Here is an 18,882-nt window from a genome sequence, read left to right as displayed (position 1 = left end):
GTCTTGTATCCGTTATGAAGGGGATACGTGAGGTCCGGCGGTTCGGATCAAATTCGCGTGCAAAAAGAATCCATGCGGGAAGTGATCCAAAGGACACGCGTGCGCGTATCAGACCTATCATGCTGGAACACATTCAAGCTCGAACCCATCACGCCCGGCGTGGCACGCTGAAAAACGCTTTCAGCTATGGCGTAGATTACGTGCTGACCGACCTGGGCGCCACGAAGCCCTGGCTGATCTCGCGCAACCGTTTCAATATTTGGTCGCTTTGGGATCGCCGGCATGGCGGGCCGCGGGGGGATGGCCGCGGCGCGGCGTGGTTCAAGGAGGTTCTGAGAGAGCATGGTTTCCAGACGGACGGCGCGCGGCTTCTGTTGCTTACCCAGCCTAGTTTCCTGTGGTTTCACTTTAACCCGGTCAGTTTCTGGATCGCGCTGGTCGATGGGGCGCCGCGCGCCTTTGTGGCCGAGGTGAACAATACCTTTGGTCACCGCCACTGCTATTTCTGCGCGCATGACGATTTTCGCCCGATCCGGAGAAGCGATGTTCTGATCGCCGAAAAATTGATGCACGTGTCGCCGTTTCAAACGGTTGCCGGTCAATACCGGTTCAACTTCGCCATGGATGAGACCGGGATCGATATCCGCATTGCGTTCGAGAATGGCGATCAAGGCGTGCTGGCTACTCTGCGCGGCAACCGCCGCCCGGCAACCAGTCGTTCATTGTTGTGGGCCGCGCTGCGACGCCCGATGGGCGCGCTGCGGATTCTTGCCCTGATCCATTGGCAGGCCGCCATCCTTTACCTCAAACGGGCGCCGTTTTTGAAGAAACAACCCGAACCCGAGAGTTTGATGTCGGACAGCCAGACCTTTGGCAGTGCAGGAAAATGACGGATTTTTCCGGCAAAACATTTTGGTTGATCGGTGCCAGTGAAGGGTTGGGGCGCGCTTTGGCCCAGAAGCTGAGTTCCGAAGGGGCGCGGCTGATCCTTTCGGCCCGCAATGCCGAACGGCTCGAGAGCCTCAGCGCTGAATTGAAGCATGCGCGCGCTCTGCCGCTGGATGTAACCGATAACGACGCCGTGCGCCGGGCAGCAGCCGAGGCCGGCGACCTGCACGGCATTATATACAACGTCGGATCCTATGAACCGATGCGCGCCACCGAGTGGGATCGGGATACGGCCCTGGCGATGTGCGATGTCAATTTCACCGGTGCGATGCGCGTGCTTGGTGAAATCGTGCCAGGTTTCGTAGAAAAAGGACAAGGCGACATCACGTTGATTGGGTCGCTGGCTGGGTATCGCGGGCTGCCTGCCGCCATCGGTTATGGGGCGAGCAAGGCCGCGCTGATCAGCCTGGCCGAAACCATGCGTTTTGATCTCAAGGGCAGCGGCGTGAAGGTACGGCTGGTCAATCCCGGCTTTATCAAGACCCGCCTGACTTCGAAAAACAGTTTTCGCATGCCGATGCTGATGACACCCGAGGACGCCGCGGAAAAGGTGCTGAAAGCCATGCGCAAACGTCGCTTTCGCACCGATTTTCCGGCTCCATTTTCATGGTTCATCCGTAGCTTGGAATACCTGCCTGACTTCATCGCCTATCGCGGAAAATGACCTGCCAGCGGGATAACCGGAGGCGGTCGATCCCGTCCAATCGACGGCCCACACAGTAGCCGGACCATCATGAACCCATCCACGTGGATCGGGGCCTGATCGCCAGTTCCCTTCGAAGCCTTCATGTTTCAGCAGTAACTTGTGCGCGCTCGGTGGCCGAGTTGCAGGTTGCACGAAAAACGAAGGCCGATGCGTTCAGAAAATGAACGCACCGGCCAAACGTATTATGTGTCAGATGGTTCTGACAGGCACCTGTTGTTAGGAGCAAGCAGGGCGTTTGCCAGGCAGCAGTACCTTGTCGACCACGTGGATCACGCCATTGTCGGCCTTGATGTCTGCGATGATCACATTCGCCATCTGGCCGGTGCCGTCGGCAATTTTCACACCGTCCGCCCCTGCCGTGATGCACAGGCGTTCGCTTGCCAAGATCGGTTTGAAGTAGTTCGATCCGGCGGGGATCATGTCTGACGGCAGGTTCCGGTCATCGACGTGATATAGCAGCACGTTGGTCAGCTGGTCCTTGTTTTCGGGCTGGAGCAGCGTTGCCACGGTACCCTCGGGCAGTGCCGCGAAGGCATCGTTCGTCGGGGCGTAGACGGTGAACGGGCCCGGCCCGGACAGGGTTTCAGCGAGGTCTGCGGCCTTAACGGCGGCGACGAGTGTCGAGAAGCGTTTGTCCCCTGCTGCGATTTCAACGATGTTGTTGGCCTGGGCGGCGGCGGTGGTAAGGCTCAGCGCGACGGCGGCAACAGCGGTTTTGAAAGCGGTTTTCATTCGAAGGTCTCCTTGTCGATGGGCATGTTCCGCCCGGTCTCAATTGATGATCGTACAAGGGATACGCTGCCGCGCTCCGGGTGGATCACAAGCTCACGGTTTCGTGGTCTAACTTATTGAATTAAAAAAAGAACCACCGAAAATCGGTGGTTCAAAATCCTGCCTGAAATGGGTGCGCCTCAGATCCGGAAGAGCGGCTGCAACAGCCGAGGCACCAGCGCGCGAAAGCGCAGGCGCGCGTCGGTCACCGCCAAGCAGATACAGGCCTCTCCCTCGTCGGCAACCGGCGTGTGCTCCAGTTCTTCGTCGGCAATTTCCAGATCGCCAACGCCGAAGCGCCCGGTTTCGTCGCTGAAGCTGCCCTGCAGGACCAGCGTCAATTCCAACCCGTTATGGCTGTGATTGGGCACCGCCTGCCCCGGCGGTATATAAAGCAGTCGCACCGAACCATTGGCATCCGCCGACATGATGTCCTGTCGCACGCCCATGCCCAGTTTCTTCCAGCGCGGTGCGCGGCCTTTCAGGGCCTCCATCACCGGGCCGGGGTAGATCCCGTTCCGTTCATAAACCGGTTCCGGCGTGAACGGAGCATCGAGCTGGGCAAGGATATTGTCCTTAAGCGTCGACGATACGGCGACGGCACCCGTTTCTTCCAGAACGGCGCCGCCGACGGCCTGATGGGCTTCCAGTGCCGCACGGCACTGCGCACAAAGCGACACATGGCTGGCCACGGCAACGGCAAAGGCATACGGAAGGTTACCCGCCGCATAGGCCGCCAACATGGCGTCGGGGGTATGGTGGGTTATGGCACTCATGACTTGAGGTCCTTTAACTCATGTCTCAGGCGTTCCAGGCCAAGCCTGATACGCGACTTTATGGTTCCCAGCGGAAGGCCGGTCTGGGCGCTGATCTCCTGATGGGTCAGTTCGCCCAGATAGGCCTTCTCGATGATTTCTCGCTGCTCGGGCTTGAGCGTGGCGAGGGCTTGTTTCAATTGTCCCGCTTCCTGTTCGAGGCCCAGGATCTGGCTGGCATCGATGTCCGTGCCCGCCTCTTCCTTCAGCTCTTCCGGCATCGGGCGGTTTTCTTTGCGTGCGATGTCGATCTGGCGGTTGCGGGCAATCTGATAAATCCACGCAGAAACCTGTGCGCGGTGCGGATCAAACGTCGCCGCCTTGCGCCATATCGTCAGCATCACGTCCTGAACTATTTCTTCCGCTTGATGGGCTGATGCGCCCGAACGCATGATGAAACCTTTGAGACGCGGTGCGAAATGATCAAAGAGCGCGGCAAATGCAGTGCGGTCCCGGTTGTCCCGGACGGCGATCATCCAGACGGTCTGCTGCGAAATGTCGGCTCTGCTTTGCAACACGAGTTTGCTTTCGTCACGGTGCACCGGTGGAACACGCGATTTTCGGTGCAGGCTGTCTAAGGTCTGTGTCAACATAACCCCAATACGAGGCGCCGTGAAACACGGATCATTTATTCGGTGAAAAATCTTGTTGGAAAATCAGGTGGGCGGTGGGCCGCACCGGGCACTTCCTTCCGGTCGTCAGCCGCGCGGCTGCCGTCAGGTCATGGGTGTGTGTCCCGTTTCTGTTTGAGTGTATCCCGGGATTCCAGCGTGCGGGGCCCAACGGTTTCGGCATGAAGGCGCGGCGAAACCAGCGTGCCCGGAAACGGGCGCCTCTTATGATCACTCCGCCTTTGTCTGCAACTGCGACCCGGGAAGCAGCGACACCTCGCGCTGCGGGAAGGGGATCGTGATGCCGTTTTCCTGGAACGCATCCCACAGGGCCAGGAAGACATTGCCGCGGATATTGGTCAGCCCGCCGGTCGGGTCCTCGATCCAGAACCGCAGGACGTAGTCGACTGAACTGTCGCCGAAGCCGACGATGTGACAGACCGGCGGTTTGATCGTCAGCACCCGGTTGACGCTTTTCGCGGCCGCCACCGCTATGTCGCGCACCTTGTGGGGGTCGTCGTGATAGGCGGTGCCGAAATGGATATCGAGCCGCACGTAATCGTTGGAATGCGACCAGTTCACCACCTGTCCGGTGATCAGGTCCTCGTTCGGGATCAGGAATTCCTTGCCGTCGCGGGTGACCACGCTGACATAGCGCGCGCCGAGCGCCTCGATCCAGCCGAAGGTGGTCCCGAGCGAAATCACGTCGCCGGGTTTGATCGACTTGTCCATCAGGATGATGATGCCGGACACCAGGTTGGACACGACCTTCTGCAGGCCAAAACCCAAGCCCACGCCGATGGCGCCGGACAGGAAGGCCAGCCCGGTCAGGTCGACGCCCACCGCCTGCAGCCCGATGAACACCGCCGCGCCATACAACAGCACCTGCAGGAACTTCATCAGCAACACCTGCATCGAGGGGCTGATTTCCTTGTTGCCGCGGATGCTGTCGGCGCTTGCGCGGGACAGGAAACGGGCCAGTGCGAACAGCACTGCCAAGGATGCCACCGCCTGCAGCAGCAGCCACATTGACAAATGCGTGCCGCCCAGGTCAATCGCGGCGCTGTCGAGAAGCAGTCGCGTATCCTCGGTCAGGCCGAGGATCGACAGCGTCACCCAGATCCAGCCGCAATAGCGCACCACCTGGCGCAGGAATTTGTTGCCGATCAGCCGGGTCAGCACCGCGATGACCAGCCAGGCGAAGGCCAGTTGCGCCAGGATGCCCAGCATGTAGGACCGGCTGGGCCAGGTGGTTTCGCGCATGATCCAGACCGTTGGCCAGATCAGCGTGACGAACAGGATCAGCCGTAGCCGCCGGTGCAGCACCACAAGGATACGCAGCCGCCAGTTCGGCCAATGCCCCTTGCTGCGCATCCAGTCGTGCAGCCGCGGCCCGATCAGGTGCATCAGCAGATGGGCGGTCAGGAACAGGCCAAGCGCGATCAGGATCTGATAGGCGTTCCATGGTCGCATCAGGCCGGAAATGAAGCGCTCGGCATCCGACCACAGCCCGAGCGCCAGTTCCTCGGTGCTTTGCGGCAGTGCGGTTTCGGCTTCGGTTTCCTCCATGGTGCCAGCGTTGCACGGGGACCCCGATCGGGCAAGACACTTGTAAGACTCGCGCGGAGAGGCTATTTGCCGGTCCATGACACGGATTTTCGACATGGATGATCGCGCGCGCCTGCCCTGGCGGTTCTTCGGCGCCATGCACACTGTTCTGGCCCGCCTATAAGGCGCGCCCACCCCTGTCACGCCTATATTCACCGAAGACAATCCACGGGAGAGGACCATGACCGCCCCGAAGACACTCTATGATAAAATCTGGGATGCGCACGTCGCTGACGAAGCCGAAGACGGCACCTGCCTGCTTTATATCGACCGCCACCTGGTGCACGAAGTGACCAGCCCGCAGGCGTTCGAAGGCCTGCGCCTGGCCGGCCGCGAAGTGCATGCGCCCGACAAAACCATCGCCGTTCCGGATCACAACGTGCCGACCACGGCAGGCCGCGAAGATCCCGAGCAGATGACCGAGGACAGCCGCATCCAGGTGTCCGCTCTGGACAAGAACGCCAAGGATTTCGGCATCAACTATTACCCGATGAGCGATGTTCGTCAGGGCATCGTGCATATCGTCGGCCCGGAACAGGGCTGGACCCTGCCGGGCATGACCGTGGTCTGCGGCGACAGCCACACCGCGACCCACGGCGCCTTCGGGTCGCTGGCGCACGGTATCGGCACCTCGGAAGTGGAACACGTGCTGGCGACCCAGACGCTGATCCAGAAGAAATCCAAGAACATGAAGGTGGAAATCACCGGCAAGCTGCATCCCGGTGTCACCGCCAAGGACATCACGCTGTCGGTGATCGGCAAGACCGGCACCGCCGGCGGTACCGGCCACGTCATCGAATATTGCGGTGAAGCGATCCGCGACCTGTCGATGGAAGGTCGCATGACCGTCTGCAACATGGCGATCGAGGGCGGTGCGCGCGCCGGTCTGATCGCACCGGACGAAACCACCTTCGAATATATCAAGGGCCGCCCGCATGCGCCGAAAGGCGCAGCGTGGGAACAGGCGCTGGCCTATTGGAAGACACTTTTCTCCGACGAGGGCGCGCATTACGACAAGGTCGTGACCATCAAGGGCGAAGACATCGAACCGGTCGTCACCTGGGGCACCTCGCCCGAAGACGTGCTGCCGATTTCCGGTGTTGTTCCCTCTCCCGAGGATTTCGAGGGGGGCAAGGTTGAGGCGGCTAAGCGTGCCATCGAATACATGGGGCTGACCCCGGGCCAGAAGCTGACCGATATCGAGATCGACACGGTTTTCATCGGATCCTGCACGAATGGCCGGATCGAGGATCTGCGCGCCGTGGCCGACGTGGTCAAGGGCAAGAAGATCAAGGACGGCATCCGCGCGATGATCGTGCCGGGATCGGGTCTTGTCCGCGCCCAGGCGGAAGAAGAGGGCCTGGCCGATATCTTCCTCGAAGCCGGGTTCGAATGGCGCCTTGCGGGCTGTTCTATGTGTCTGGCGATGAATCCCGACCAGCTGGCGCCGGAAGAACGCTGCGCCTCGACCTCGAATCGCAACTTCGAGGGCCGTCAGGGTTATAAGGGCCGCACCCATCTGGTGAGCCCCGCCATGGCCGCCGCTGCCGCGCTGACCGGCAAGCTGACCGATGTACGCGAGCTGATGTAAGGAGCCAGCGATATGGAAAAGTTTGAAAAACTCACCGGTATCGCGGCGCCCATGCCGCTGGTGAATATCGACACCGACATGATCATCCCCAAGATTTTCCTGAAGACCATCAAGCGGTCCGGGCTTGGGGTGAACCTGTTCGACGAAATGCGCTATGACCGCGACGGCAACGAAATTCCCGATTTCGTGCTGAACAAGCCGCAGTATCGCGACGCCGAGATCCTCGTGGCGGGCGACAATTTCGGCTGCGGATCGTCGCGCGAACACGCGCCTTGGGCGATCAAGGATTTCGGCATCAAGTGCGTGATCTCGACCAGCTTTGCCGACATCTTCTTCAACAACTGCTTCAAGAACGGCATCCTGCCGATCGTGCTGCCGCGGGAACAGGTCGACCTGCTGATGAAGGATGCGGAAAAAGGGGCGAACGCCCGGATGACCGTCGATCTGGAAGCGCAGGAAATCACCACCTCGGATGGTGAGGTGATCAAGTTCGAGGTGGATGCGTTTAAAAAGCATTGCCTGCTGAACGGTTTGGATGACATCGGCCTGACGATGGAAAAGGCCGACGCGATCAAGTCCTACGAAGACAAGATGGCGCAGGAACGGCCTTGGGTCTGACCCGCTTCGAAAGCCGCCCTCCGGGGCGGCTTTTTTCTTTCCGGGGGTGGATGTGATCCCCGTTTTTTTTTACCCTTCGATCGGGGCCGCCGGGGGATTTTCCCGCCTATGGGGCCGAACCGATCCACCCCCTAGATATTCCCAAAAAGTCCAATTGTGGCAGCCGAAATGATGCAAGCCGGCACCACTTCACCCGGTAAGACGGTGCGTTTTCAGCCATTTGGTCCATCCGTTCTTGAGCCGAAGCCCGAAACAAGGCAGGATTGGGGCAAGAATGAGGCAGTCCGCCAACGTAGCGGGATCAAGTTGGAACCAGGATGCGGCAAAGAACTGCATCCGGCCAGGTTGAAGGGATCGAGAAGTGATCGAACATGTGGCACGCGCGGCAAGCCGCGCAATCCTTGTAGCGTTTCTTATCGCTATGCCGTCCATGCTGTTACCCGGAACAGCAGGTGACGCCTCGGCGCTGATCGTGCTGGTGGCGATCCTCGCGGGTGCGATGATCTTCTTCGAATATATCGCCGAATATCCTTCCGTGATCGAATTCCGCTATGCCGCGCCGTTCAACCGGCTGCGCTTCACCACCGTTCTGATCGTGGTTTTCATTCTGGCGATGATCCTGCGCGCCGGGGCCTATCCGTCGCAGATATCGCTGGTGCTGATCGCCTTTGCGCGGATCCTCGGGAACCTGTTGGATTTCCCGTTTTCGCCGATCCGGCTGGCCTTGCTGACGCTGGCGCCCGATACGCCGGCGAACGTGGTCGATACCCTGCGCATGGTGGCGGCGATGGCCTATGCGATTTCCGGGATGGCGGTGCTGTTCTTTTTCATCGCCGTCCATCTTGGCAACTGGCCGCGCGGGAACGGCGCCTTCAACGTCTGGGTCAACCTGCCGATGTTCGATCCCACCCAGGGAGACGTGCTGACCCGGTTGACGCGGGATGCCCGGCTTAACGTTATGTTAGGCTTCATCTTGCCATTCTTGATCCCCGCGGTGGTCAAGGGAATCTGGGGTTGGATGGAGCCGAAAATCCTGGCGGAACCGCATGCTTTGATCTGGTCGGTGACGATATGGGCCTGTTTGCCAAGCCTGATGATGCTGCGCGGGATCGCGTTGGGGCGCGTGGCCGACATGATCGGCGAAAAGCGGCGCCGCGCCTATGCCGAATCCAAGGCGCGTGTCGCCTGATCCTTTGCCTTTTGCCGGTGCTGCCTGGGGCGGCCGCAATGGCCGACACGATCCGCATCGCCAGTTTCAATACCGAGCTGAGCCGGCAAGGACCCGGCCTGTTGCTGCGCGATATCGCCAGGGGTGATCCGCAGGTTCGGGCGGTGGCCGCCGTTCTGGCCCGGGCCGGGGCCGACATCGTGGCGTTGCAGGGGATCGATTACGATCACGGCGCTGTTGCCCTGTCAGAATTGCGCGACCGGATTGCCGAGGCAGGAACCGATTATCCGCATCTTTTCGCCTTGCGCCCCAACAGTGGCTGGCAGACCGGGATCGATCTGGATGGCGATGGGCGGATTGGCGGGCCGCGCGATGCGCAGGGCTATGGGCTGTTTGCCGGGCAGGGGGGGATGGCGATTCTGTCGCGCTTTCCAATCGACCGGGACGGGGTGCAGGACCTGTCCGGGCTGTTGTGGGCCGATCTGGACCGCGCCGAGGGACCACGGGCCTCTGGCGTGCTGGAGGCAGAGGCAGCAACTGTGCAGCGGCTCAGCTCGGTCGGGCATTGGGTTGTGCCCGTGGAGGTGTCGCGGGAGCGGCGGATTTCGGTCATGACCTTCCATGCGACGCCCCCGGTGTTCGACGGGGCCGAGGATCGCAACGGCTATCGCAATGCCGACGAACTGCGCCTGTGGACGGCCTATCTGGATGGCGACATGGGCGAACCGGTGGCCGGGCCGTTCGTCCTTGCCGGCGATGCCAATGCCGATCCCGAGAGGGGCGAGGGGCAAAAACCGGCGATCAGGGCGCTGCTGGGCGATCCGCGCTTGCAAAATCCGCAGCCGCGTTCCCCATCTCATGATGCCGCAACGGTTTCATGGAAGGCGACCGGCCCGATGCGGGTGGATTATGTTTTGCCCTCGGCCGGCTTGCGGGTGCTGGGTGCCGGGGTTCTGTGGCCCGATCCCGGCGACCCGTTCGCGGCGGTGACTGACGCGGCCAGCCGGCATCGGCTGGTCTGGGTCGACCTTGCCGTGCCGGACTAGTGCTCAGGCGGCGGCGCGCTGCATCCGGGACGGTTTGTCATCGGGCAGCAGCGGCGCCACGGCCTTGGCCAGGGCGTCTTCGACCGGGGTGGGCCGGAATTCCGGCAGCAGGGCGCTGAACCGTTCCCCGTCAAGGCGATGCGGCAGGTTCCACAGATACCGCATTTCGAAGATTCCGTTCAGCATCGGCATGAAGGGCCGGGCGAAGTTCATTGGCCACCAGACCATTTTCTTCAGCTTGATGTCGCGGCCGGTAACCTTCGAAATCGCCGCCACCAGTTCCTCGCCTGTCAGGGTGTAACCGGGGAAGGGCACGTCTTCGAACCGCGCAAGCTGATCCCGCTTTTCCGCCAGCATCACCGCCGCCCGCGCCACATCGGGCAGATAGCCCCAGGCATGGGGGATGTCGGTGCGACCGGGATAGGAGAATTTTCCTTTGGCCAGGTTTTTGCCCATGATCATGTCGAACCAGTTGCCCGAGGCGTCGGTATCGAGGTAATCGCCCGATCGCACGATGATGGTGCGCACCTCGTCGCGGCGATAGGCCTGTTCCATCTCGATCCGGATTTTGCCCAGCGGGTTCTGCGCCAGATGCCGCGTGCTGCTTTTCCAGCAATAGGGCGCATCGGGACCGAAGACATAGACATTGCCGGGGATGATCACCGTGGCGTCATTCGTCAGGGCGGCCTTGCGGACCTGGTCATGCAGGCCGGGCACCAGTTTTGCCCATTGGTGATAGGGCGGATTCCATCCATTCACGATGACGTCGACGCCGCGTGCCGCTGTCGCCAGGTTGTCGCGGCTGCGGTCGAATGTGCGGACGTTCCAGCCAGCGGCGGTGAAGGCTTGGGCGGCGTTGGTGCCGAAGCGGCCAGTGGCGCCCAGGATCAGGACAGTCTGTTCCATAGTCGGGTTCCTTTCTGAAATCTCTGCGGGCAAAATAGGCTGTTCCGATGTGAATGGATATTGCCTGAAATCGAAGGTTGTGTATTCATTTCTGCATGGAAAACCTCGATCAGACCGACTGGGCGCTTGTGCGCAGTTTCCTTGCCGTGGCCGAACAGGGATCGCTGTCGGCGGCGGCGCGGCAACTGGGGCTGAGCCAACCGACGCTGGGACGACAGATCAAGCAGATGGAAACCGACCTTGGCGTCACGCTGCTGATCCGGCAACCGCGCGGATTCGACCTGACCGAGGCGGGGCAGGCGATCCTGCCCGCCGCCCGCCGGATGCAGGACGCGATGCGCGAAATCGCCCTGGCGGTGGCGGGGCGCGATGCCGGAACCAGCGGCACTGTCAGGATCACCGCGAGCGAGATCATGGCGCTGAATTACCTGCCCGACATCGTTGCCGATATCCGCGATGCCCTGCCGGGGATCACCATAGATCTGGTCGCCTCGGATCGTAGCGACAACCTGCTATTCCGCGAAGCCGATATTGCCGTGCGCATGTATCAGCCGCAGCAGCTGGAGATCGTCACCCGCAAACTGGGTGAAATCCAGTTGGGGGTCTGTGCCGCGACATCCTATCTGCAAAAACACGGCCGCCCGGAAACGGTGCAGGACATGATGGACCATGATCTGGTCGGTTATGACCAAAGCGAACTGATTCTGCGCGGCATGCGCGATCTGGGGTGGCCCGCGACACGGGACTGGTTCACCACCCGCTGCGACGATCAGAATGCGTATTGGCAGCTGATCCGGTCCGGTTGCGGTGTGGGGTTTGGTCAGCGCAACATGATCGATGCCGATCCGCTGGTCGAAGCGCTGGATATCGGGGTGACGATCCCTCCGCTTCCGGTCTGGCTGGCCGCACCGCAGGCGTTGCGCCACGTGCCACGGATCGCGGCGGTCTGGGACCGTCTGAGCGACGGTCTTTCCCCCTTCGTTTCTTGATCTTTCCGGCTGCAAAGGATAGGCGTTTGCCTGAATTGAAAACCGAGGAACAGTGATATGACCAACCCTTCGCTTCTTATTCTGCCCGGTGACGGGATCGGCCCCGAGGTGATGGCCGAGGTGCGCAAGATCATCGGCTGGTACGGCGACAAGCGCGGGCTGAATTTCGATGTCAGCGAAGGTCTGGTCGGGGGCTGCAGCTATGACGCGCACGGCACCCCGCTGACCGACGAAACCATGGAAAAGGCGCAAGAGGTGGACGCGGTCCTGCTCGGCGCCGTTGGCGGTCCGAAATACGACGATCTGGATTTCAGCGTGAAGCCGGAACGCGGGCTGCTGCGCCTGCGCAAGGAAATGGACCTTTACGCCAACCTGCGCCCGGCACAGTGTTTTGACGCGCTGGCCGATTTTTCGTCGCTGAAAAAGGACGTGGTGGCCGGTCTGGACATCATGATCGTGCGCGAACTGACGTCGGGCATCTATTTCGGCGAACCGCGCGGCATCTTCGAGGAAGGCAACGAACGGGTCGGCATCAACACCCAGCGGTATACCGAGAGCGAGATCGAGCGCGTTGCGCGCTCGGCGTTCGAACTGGCCCGCAAGCGCAACAACAAGGTCTGCTCGATGGAGAAGGCCAACGTGATGGAATCGGGTATCCTGTGGCGCGCCGTGGTGTCGGAAGTACACGAAAAGGAATACCCCGACGTCGAGCTGAGCCACATGTACGCCGATGCCGGCGCGATGCAGCTGTGCCGCTGGCCCAAGCAGTTCGACGTGATCGTGACCGACAACCTGTTCGGCGACCTGCTGTCGGATGCCGCCGCGATGCTGACCGGCTCGCTTGGCATGCTGCCCTCGGCCAGCCTCGGCGCGCCGATGGCCAATGGTCGCCCGAAGGCGCTTTACGAACCGGTGCACGGCTCCGCTCCCGACATCGCCGGCCAGGGCAAGGCGAACCCGATCGCCTGTATCCTCAGCTTCGCGATGGCGCTGCGCTACAGCTTCGATGAAGGGACCGAGGCCGACCGGTTGGAAGCGGCGGTCGAAAAGGTACTGGCCGACGGTGTGCGTACCGCCGACCTGCTGGGCGAAGAAGGCGTCAACCCGGTGTCGACCAGCGAAATGGGCGACGCGATCGTCGCGGCTCTGGAAGCCAGCCTGTAAGCTGACTTCCTGATGGTTTTGAACGGCCCGCCATGATGGCGGGCCGTTCGCGTTTCAGAGAGGGACGAAGCGGGGTTTCGCGCGTTCTGGCATCGCAGCGTTGTCACCAAGCAATACCCCGGGTCACGACGCGATGGGGAGTTCCTGTCGATTGTTCAGCAGCGCCAGGATCTGGGATTCGAGAGCCTTGAGTTCCACCGGCTTGGCAAGATAGCCGTCCATCCCCGCAGCGATGCATTTTGCCGCTTCGCCCTGCAGGGCGTTGGCGGTGATCGCGATGACGGGCAACCTTTGCCGATCCGCCTGCCGTTCCTCGGTGCGGATCGCCGCCAGCATTTCGAAACCGTCCATGCGCGGCATATGACAATCGGTCAGGACAAGGCTGAAGTCACCCATCTGCCACTTGGCAAATCCTTCCATCCCGTCAGAGGCCAGTTCGTGCGGGTAGCCGAGGATTTCCAACTGTTTGCTGAGGACGGCCTTGTTGATTTCGTTGTCTTCGACGACCAGGATACGGTGGTCGCCGGGGACATGATCGGGGCCGGTACCGGCGGTGTCGTGCTCCGCGGTTTCGGATGCGCGCGCCACGCGGCCGCTCAGTTCCGCCAGCGCGTGATAAAGCTCGCTCGTGATCATCGGGAAAATCTGGATCCGGTAGGTGTTGGGGGCAATCAGCCCCAACCGGTCTGATCGTACCGGGCTGCAATGGATGAAGCTGGCGCCGGGGAAAAGTTCCTCGAACCGTTTCTGCAGCGGATCGCGTTTGGTGGCGTCCATGGGCGGGAAAATGATGACCGCGCGGTTCATCCGGTCGGGGGCCTGCCGCTCGGCGTATTCCATGTCGTCGATGAATTCGTTCTGAACTCCGCCGGCACCCAGAATATGTTCCATACCTTCACGGATCAGCTCGTCCTTGACGCCGAAGCAGACCACCTGCAATCCGGTCAAGTCGGGAAGGCGGCTGGGCCCGTCGGCAGGTTCCAGCGGCAGGGTGATGACGGCCTTGGTGCCTTCGCCTTCCTCGCTTTCGATCCTGATATCGCCGCCCATCAAATGGATCAGATTCTTGCTGATGACGAGGCCCAGCCCGGTCCCGCCGACGCGGCGACGGCTGGATTGTTCCCCCTGCATGAAGGGTTCGAACAGGTTTTCCTTGACCTCGTCGCTCATCCCGATCCCGTTGTCCTTGACCGTGATGACAAGCAGCTTGTCGCGGTGGTTGCGCGCCTTCAGAACAACGGTGCCCTTGTGCCCGGTCAGGTTTTTGGCCGAATACTTGATCGAATTGCTGAGCAGGTTCAGTAGGACCTGGCGCAGCCGTCCCGAATCCGCCATGACCCATTCCGGCAGTTTCCGGTCGATCAGCAGCCGAAGTTCCCCGCCCTTTTCATCGGCCATGGTCTGCATCGTCTGGGATACGCCTTCTAGCAGGGGCCGGATTTCGACCTTGGTCTTCTCCACGTTCAGTTTGCCGGCATCGATCTTGCTGGCGTCGAGAATGTCGTCGAGGATGCGCAGCAACGCGAAGGCCGAATTCCGGATCGTCGTGACCGGCCGCTCTTGCTGCGGACTGAGATCCATCGTTTCCAGAATCTCGATCATGCCAATGACGCCATTCATCGGCGTACGGATTTCGTGGCTCATATTGGCCAGAAATTCGCCCTTGGTGCGGGCCGCGCTGTTGGCCTCGCGAAGTGCTGCCTTCGCCTGCGCATGGGCGCGGCTGTTGAGGAAGGACGAATACATCATCTGTATCAGCAGCAGGGAAGCGACGGTGATGCGGATGCCCCATTCTATTGTTCGTGCTTGTTCCTCGGTCAGCGGTGGGGTTGGAACCCCCTTCTGAAATCCGAAGAAATCCATGCTCAGCGCGAAGAAGCCGATTGCGGTCTGGAATGCCACGATCGAAATGAGAGTCTTTCGTTCCTCGGACAGGGAAAAGAGAAGGAACGGAAACCCGATCAGAAAGAAAAAGAAAACTTCGGGCGTGGCGTCGCCGCCATAGGAAAACGTAATCTTCAGGACAGCCAGGGCGCTCGCGACGTTCCAGTACACCCGGGCCAGGTAATCCCATCGCAACCCATGCAAAATGCAGGCGGGCAGGGTGGCCGCTGCCACCCAAAGGGCGGCCTTTATCAGGTCGGTGTTGCCGATCCAGATAAAATAACCAAGCCACAAAGTCAGCAGGACCGCGGCCTGAAGCTGGTGAAATTTACTCAGCCTGATCCGCTCGTTCAGTCTCGGAAAGGCATGGGATCGCGTACCTAGCATCAATGTAAAAGCCGCCCGGGAAGAAATAATTGTTTCAGATGGTCTGATTTTATTTGTTACGGCACATTCCGCGTACTCTTAACGGTGACGTAGCGTATGCTCTCACGATGCTGTGTAGTGCCAATGTGGATGCAATTGGCAAGCGTCGGGAGTGTTCAGCTCAACAAGGTGTCGAGCTTGTCTCTCAACGCGCTGATCTCAACGGGTTTCGCCAGGTAGCCATCCATGCCCATACCGATGCATTTTTCCGCTTCGCCCGCGAGCGCATTCGCGGTGATCGCGATGATCGGCGTATGGGGGCCGTTTCGTTCGGCTTCAAGCCGCCTGATTTCGCTGGTCAGCTCGAAACCGTCCATCAACGGCATGTGGCAATCGGTCAGGACCAGATCGTAAAGCCCGCTGCTCCATTTCTGCAATGCGTCGCGGCCGTTCGACGCGATGTCATGCGGGTATCCGAGGATTTCCAGCTGGTTGCTCAGAACGATCTGGTTGATCTCATTGTCCTCGGCGACAAGGATCATCAGGTTCTTGGCTTCGGCCAGCCCGGTGTCGGTTTCCTCGATCGCGCTGGTGTTGAGCACACCGCCTTCGCGCAGGAGTTTGGTAATGTTTCCGGAGCGCCCGCTGAGAACGGCAATGGCATGCAGCAGTTCGCTGGTCATCATCGGGTAGATCTGGATCAGGTAGCAGTTTTCGCTCTGCAGCCCGTAACGGGCCGATCGGGTGGAGGAAAACCGTACGAATTTCGCATTCGGGGCCCGTGCGGTCACCGCGATCTGCAGGGCTCTGGACCGGGCGTCGTTGGTGGTCGGCAGCAGGACGATCGGATTTTGCGTGATGGCTTTGTCAAGGCGCGCGATGTCCTCGACCACCCGAACAAAGGTGACATGCGCACCGGCCTTCGACAAGAGCCGCTCCATGCCGCTGCGCGCGGCTTCGTCCAGCAGATCGAAGCAGATTGCTTCCAGCCCCGACAGGTCAGGCATTCGGCTTGGTCCGTCGACGGCTTCCAGCGGCAGGTCGACGGTCACGGAAGTCCCTTCACCGGGGCTGCTGACGATGTCGATGGTGCCGCCCATCAGTTCGATCAGGCTGCGGGTGATCACCAATCCCAACCCGGTGCCGCCGACGCGCCGGTGTGACGTAACATCCGCTTGGGTGAAAGGATCGAATAGTTTGGCAAGGAATTCCTGGCTCATGCCGATGCCGTTGTCGCAGAAGCTGAAGCGCAGGTTTCCGCCGGGGCCTTTTTCCGCCAGCATCTTCACTTCGCCCTGTCGATCTGTCAGTTCCTTGGAGGAATATTTCACACCATTGCTGAGCAGGTTGAGAAGGATCTGCCGCAACCGCCCGGGATCGGTCGCTATCCATTCCGGCAGATCCGGGTCGATCAGCATGCGGATATGAACACCCATCTGGTCGGACGTTGTCTGCAGGGTTTGCGCGGCCCCTTCGACAAGCGGGCGCAGTTCGACCTTGGACGTTTCCAGGTCGAGCTTGCCCGCGTCGACCTTGCTGGCGTCCAGGATGTCGTCGATGATCCGCAGCAGTGAAAAGGCGGAGTTGCGGATCGTTCCGACAACCCGCGTCTGCTGATCGGTCAGATCCGTGGTTTCCAGCACCTCGATCATCCCGACCAGCCCGTTCATGGGGGTGCGGATTTCGTGGCTCATGTTGGCCAGAAACTCGCCTTTTGCCCGCGTCGCCTGTTTCGATTGCCGCAAGGCCCTGTCAGCAGCATCGGTTGCCATCTGGGTAACCCTGACGAAATAGGCGATTTCGGAAATGATCAGGATCGCGATGGTGAGCTTCAAGCTGAACGCCAGCAGTTCCGGTGACGTCTGGGTATGCGGTGCCGCGGGGTATGCGAACCAAGAAGTATTCTGATCAAGCCAGTCGAACGCGAATGCCAGTGTCGCGGCCAGCAGCACGATTGCCTCGAACACGATGAGGGTGTGGCGTTCCTTTTCCCAGGAAAAGAACAGGAACGGCAGGCCAAGCAGGAACAGCAGGATCAGATCCGTGTTGCCCACACGGCCAAGATAGTAGGTACCCACGAAGAAGGTCGCGATCTGCACGGCAAGCCAGTACACGCGTGCCACGTAATGCCGCCCGAGCCGGAACAGGATCAGTGCGAAAACCTGGTTGACGATGCTGAAGGCCAGAATCCCGGCCCGTTCGAAATCCTGCGTGAAGGTGAAATAGGCGATCCAGGGAAGCGTGAGTATGAGCCAGGCAACGGCGGCAAATCGGCTTGTCTTGATATGTCGGTCGAGAGATCGCGAAAAATCGAAACCTGCTTGTTGCTGCATCATTTCAGCGCACCCGATACTTTACCCATACTCAATCTACGCAAAGTTTGGCGATGATCGCCCGCAATTTTGCAGCTTTCAATAAATCTTGTCGTTTTTGCGCGGATTCTACCGCGGGAGTCCATGCGAATTTTCCAAGGTTCGGGCGTGTCGCTAGGAATTCTGTCCCAGTACGAAGGGGGGCGTTGTTTTTGCGCGATCGGGTGCTTGACATTGCCTGACGAATTGTCGATAGAGCGACCACTTCGCGATTGCCGCCTGCAAGCATTCCCGCGCTTGCGTTTCCCGGGCGTCGATCCGGATCGGAGTGTAGCTCAGCCTGGTAGAGCACTGTCTTCGGGAGGCAGGGGCCGGAGGTTCGAATCCTCTCACTCCGACCACTAAAACAAGGCGCCTTCGGGCGCCTTTTTCGTTTTTAAGACAGTGCTCCTAGGTTCATTGAACCTGAGCGCTAGCCGAACTCCAACGCACTGGCGGCCTTGCGGAGGTGCTCCGGGCTGTAGCGTGCGTAGGTGGACGCCGTGATCCGCGAATCCGAATGGCCAAGATACTGAGCGATCTCGTCCATCGGGATGCCCGCTTCGGCCATGTGGACCGCTGCCGTGTGGCGCAGCACGTGGGGCGATGCGTCGGACAGTCCAGCATCAACTGCGGCCGCTTTGAAGCCCTTCTTGATGGACTTCACGGGGCCACCCGCCCATTCCACGACGTAGTTGGACAACGCCGCTCTGCGCGCCTCCATGAGCGCGGCACGCAGGCTCTGAGTCATGGGGACGATGGCTCTTCCCTTTCTCTGCCCCTCGCCAGTGCGGAGGTTGATCTGATCGCGCTCGAAGTTCACCCGGTCCCAAGTGAGCTCTAACACGGCCGTTACCCTAGCTGCCGTGGACAACATCAGCCGGATCGCCAGCTTGATGTGAGGTGCGCAGTCGACTGCGAGTATCTGTGCAATCTCCTCACGCGTCAGATACCGCTCCTTGGGCGCAGGCTTGCTCGGACGCTCGATGTAGGGCGCCCTCTCGATTAACCCTGTCTTCTCGGCCCAGTTCAAGCAGGTCCTAAGTTTGCCGAGCTGCGTCCAAATCGTTCCGTCCTGAATACCAGTCTGCTTGCGGTCAGCGATGTAGGCCTTGCAGTCCTGCACGCTGATCTGATCGGGGCGGAAGGCACCGAACCAGGGCAGCACAGAGCGTCCCGTGTATTCCATGCTTTCATGGACAGGGCGACCAACGACGGTCTCGCTGTAAGCCTTCTGACGTTGCCCCCTGAATTCAGGCCATTGCGGTGTTAGTGATCCGTCCAAGTAAAGGATGGACCATGAAACGCAGATTTAGCGACGAACAGATCATCGGGATGAT

The 18,882-nt window shown here is 60.5% G+C and carries 16 protein-coding genes and 1 tRNA gene; 9 read left to right on the top strand and 8 right to left on the bottom strand.

The window, feature by feature from the left end; translation table 11 throughout:
* Positions 1–119 precede the first annotated feature (119 nt).
* Both IT775_RS02605 and IT775_RS02600 read left to right on the top strand, forming a co-directional pair.
* Complete coding sequence (locus IT775_RS02605) at positions 120–890, top strand: DUF1365 domain-containing protein (protein WP_212699524.1); 771 nt, start codon at positions 120–122, stop codon at positions 888–890.
* Positions 887–1,612, top strand: a complete 726-nt coding sequence (locus IT775_RS02600) for an SDR family NAD(P)-dependent oxidoreductase (RefSeq protein WP_212699523.1) — start codon at positions 887–889, stop codon at positions 1,610–1,612. Before IT775_RS02605 ends, IT775_RS02600 begins: the two co-directional genes overlap by 4 nt.
* A gap of 258 nt (positions 1,613–1,870) precedes the next feature.
* On the opposite strand, the gene IT775_RS02595 is transcribed toward IT775_RS02600, so the two are convergent.
* From IT775_RS02595 to IT775_RS02580, 4 genes are all read right to left on the bottom strand, one after another.
* A complete protein-coding gene (locus tag IT775_RS02595; protein ID WP_212699522.1) occupies positions 1,871–2,386 on the bottom strand; it encodes a fasciclin domain-containing protein in 516 nt (171 codons plus the stop codon).
* Positions 2,387–2,565: 179 nt separating this feature from the next.
* Positions 2,566–3,201 carry a ChrR family anti-sigma-E factor gene (locus IT775_RS02590; protein WP_212699521.1) on the bottom strand — a complete coding sequence of 212 codons (636 nt, stop codon included), beginning with the start codon at positions 3,199–3,201 and terminating at the stop codon, positions 2,566–2,568.
* Positions 3,198–3,833 (bottom strand): sigma-70 family RNA polymerase sigma factor, encoded by a 636-nt coding sequence (locus tag IT775_RS02585; RefSeq protein WP_212699520.1) that lies wholly within the window; start codon positions 3,831–3,833, stop codon positions 3,198–3,200. Before IT775_RS02585 ends, IT775_RS02590 begins: the two co-directional genes overlap by 4 nt.
* Positions 3,834–4,082: 249 nt before the next feature.
* Positions 4,083–5,420: a mechanosensitive ion channel family protein gene (locus IT775_RS02580; protein ID WP_212699519.1), complete on the bottom strand. Its 1,338-nt coding sequence runs from the start codon at positions 5,418–5,420 to the stop codon at positions 4,083–4,085.
* 220 nt (positions 5,421–5,640) lie between these two features.
* Between IT775_RS02580 and leuC the strand changes: the two genes are divergently transcribed.
* From leuC to IT775_RS02560, 4 genes are all read left to right on the top strand, one after another.
* Entirely contained in the window at positions 5,641–7,050 is a 1,410-nt protein-coding gene (gene leuC / locus IT775_RS02575; protein WP_212699518.1) for a 3-isopropylmalate dehydratase large subunit, read from the top strand.
* A 12-nt stretch (positions 7,051–7,062) separates the two neighbouring features.
* Positions 7,063–7,668 (top strand): 3-isopropylmalate dehydratase small subunit, encoded by a 606-nt coding sequence (gene leuD / locus IT775_RS02570; RefSeq protein ID WP_212699517.1) that lies wholly within the window; start codon positions 7,063–7,065, stop codon positions 7,666–7,668.
* Positions 7,669–8,098: 430 nt separating this feature from the next.
* Positions 8,099–8,857, top strand: a complete 759-nt coding sequence (locus IT775_RS02565) for a hypothetical protein (RefSeq protein ID WP_246525265.1) — start codon at positions 8,099–8,101, stop codon at positions 8,855–8,857.
* A 38-nt stretch (positions 8,858–8,895) separates the two neighbouring features.
* Positions 8,896–9,882, top strand: a complete 987-nt coding sequence (locus tag IT775_RS02560) for an endonuclease/exonuclease/phosphatase family protein (RefSeq protein ID WP_212699515.1) — start codon at positions 8,896–8,898, stop codon at positions 9,880–9,882.
* A 3-nt stretch (positions 9,883–9,885) separates the two neighbouring features.
* Here IT775_RS02560 and IT775_RS02555 read toward each other — a convergent pair whose 3' ends face one another.
* A complete protein-coding gene (locus IT775_RS02555) occupies positions 9,886–10,788 on the bottom strand; it encodes a Rossmann-fold NAD(P)-binding domain-containing protein (protein WP_212699514.1) in 903 nt (300 codons plus the stop codon).
* A 95-nt stretch (positions 10,789–10,883) separates the two neighbouring features.
* Between IT775_RS02555 and IT775_RS02550 the strand changes: the two genes are divergently transcribed.
* Complete coding sequence (locus IT775_RS02550) at positions 10,884–11,777, top strand: LysR family transcriptional regulator (protein WP_212699513.1); 894 nt, start codon at positions 10,884–10,886, stop codon at positions 11,775–11,777.
* 57 nt (positions 11,778–11,834) lie between these two features.
* A complete protein-coding gene (gene leuB, locus IT775_RS02545; protein ID WP_212699512.1) occupies positions 11,835–12,941 on the top strand; it encodes a 3-isopropylmalate dehydrogenase in 1,107 nt (368 codons plus the stop codon).
* Between the two features lie 123 nt (positions 12,942–13,064).
* On the opposite strand, the gene IT775_RS02540 is transcribed toward leuB, so the two are convergent.
* Positions 13,065–15,212 carry a hybrid sensor histidine kinase/response regulator gene (locus IT775_RS02540; protein WP_246525295.1) on the bottom strand — a complete coding sequence of 716 codons (2,148 nt, stop codon included), beginning with the start codon at positions 15,210–15,212 and terminating at the stop codon, positions 13,065–13,067.
* Between the two features lie 155 nt (positions 15,213–15,367).
* Entirely contained in the window at positions 15,368–17,524 is a 2,157-nt protein-coding gene (locus IT775_RS02535; RefSeq protein WP_212699510.1) for an ATP-binding protein, read from the bottom strand.
* A gap of 303 nt (positions 17,525–17,827) precedes the next feature.
* On the opposite strand from IT775_RS02535, the gene IT775_RS02530 reads away from it, so the two are divergent.
* Positions 17,828–17,904, top strand: a tRNA-Pro gene (locus IT775_RS02530).
* A 71-nt stretch (positions 17,905–17,975) separates the two neighbouring features.
* On the opposite strand, the gene IT775_RS02525 is transcribed toward IT775_RS02530, so the two are convergent.
* Positions 17,976–18,731 carry a tyrosine-type recombinase/integrase gene (locus IT775_RS02525; RefSeq protein WP_246525263.1) on the bottom strand — a complete coding sequence of 252 codons (756 nt, stop codon included), beginning with the start codon at positions 18,729–18,731 and terminating at the stop codon, positions 17,976–17,978.
* Between the last annotated feature and the right edge of the window lie 151 nt (positions 18,732–18,882).

Origin of the sequence: Thalassovita aquimarina, assembly GCF_018219815.1 — a bacterium.
Classification (GTDB): Bacteria; Pseudomonadota; Alphaproteobacteria; order Rhodobacterales; family Rhodobacteraceae; genus Thalassobius; species Thalassobius aquimarinus.
This window is presented reverse-complemented; position numbering and strand designations above follow the sequence as displayed.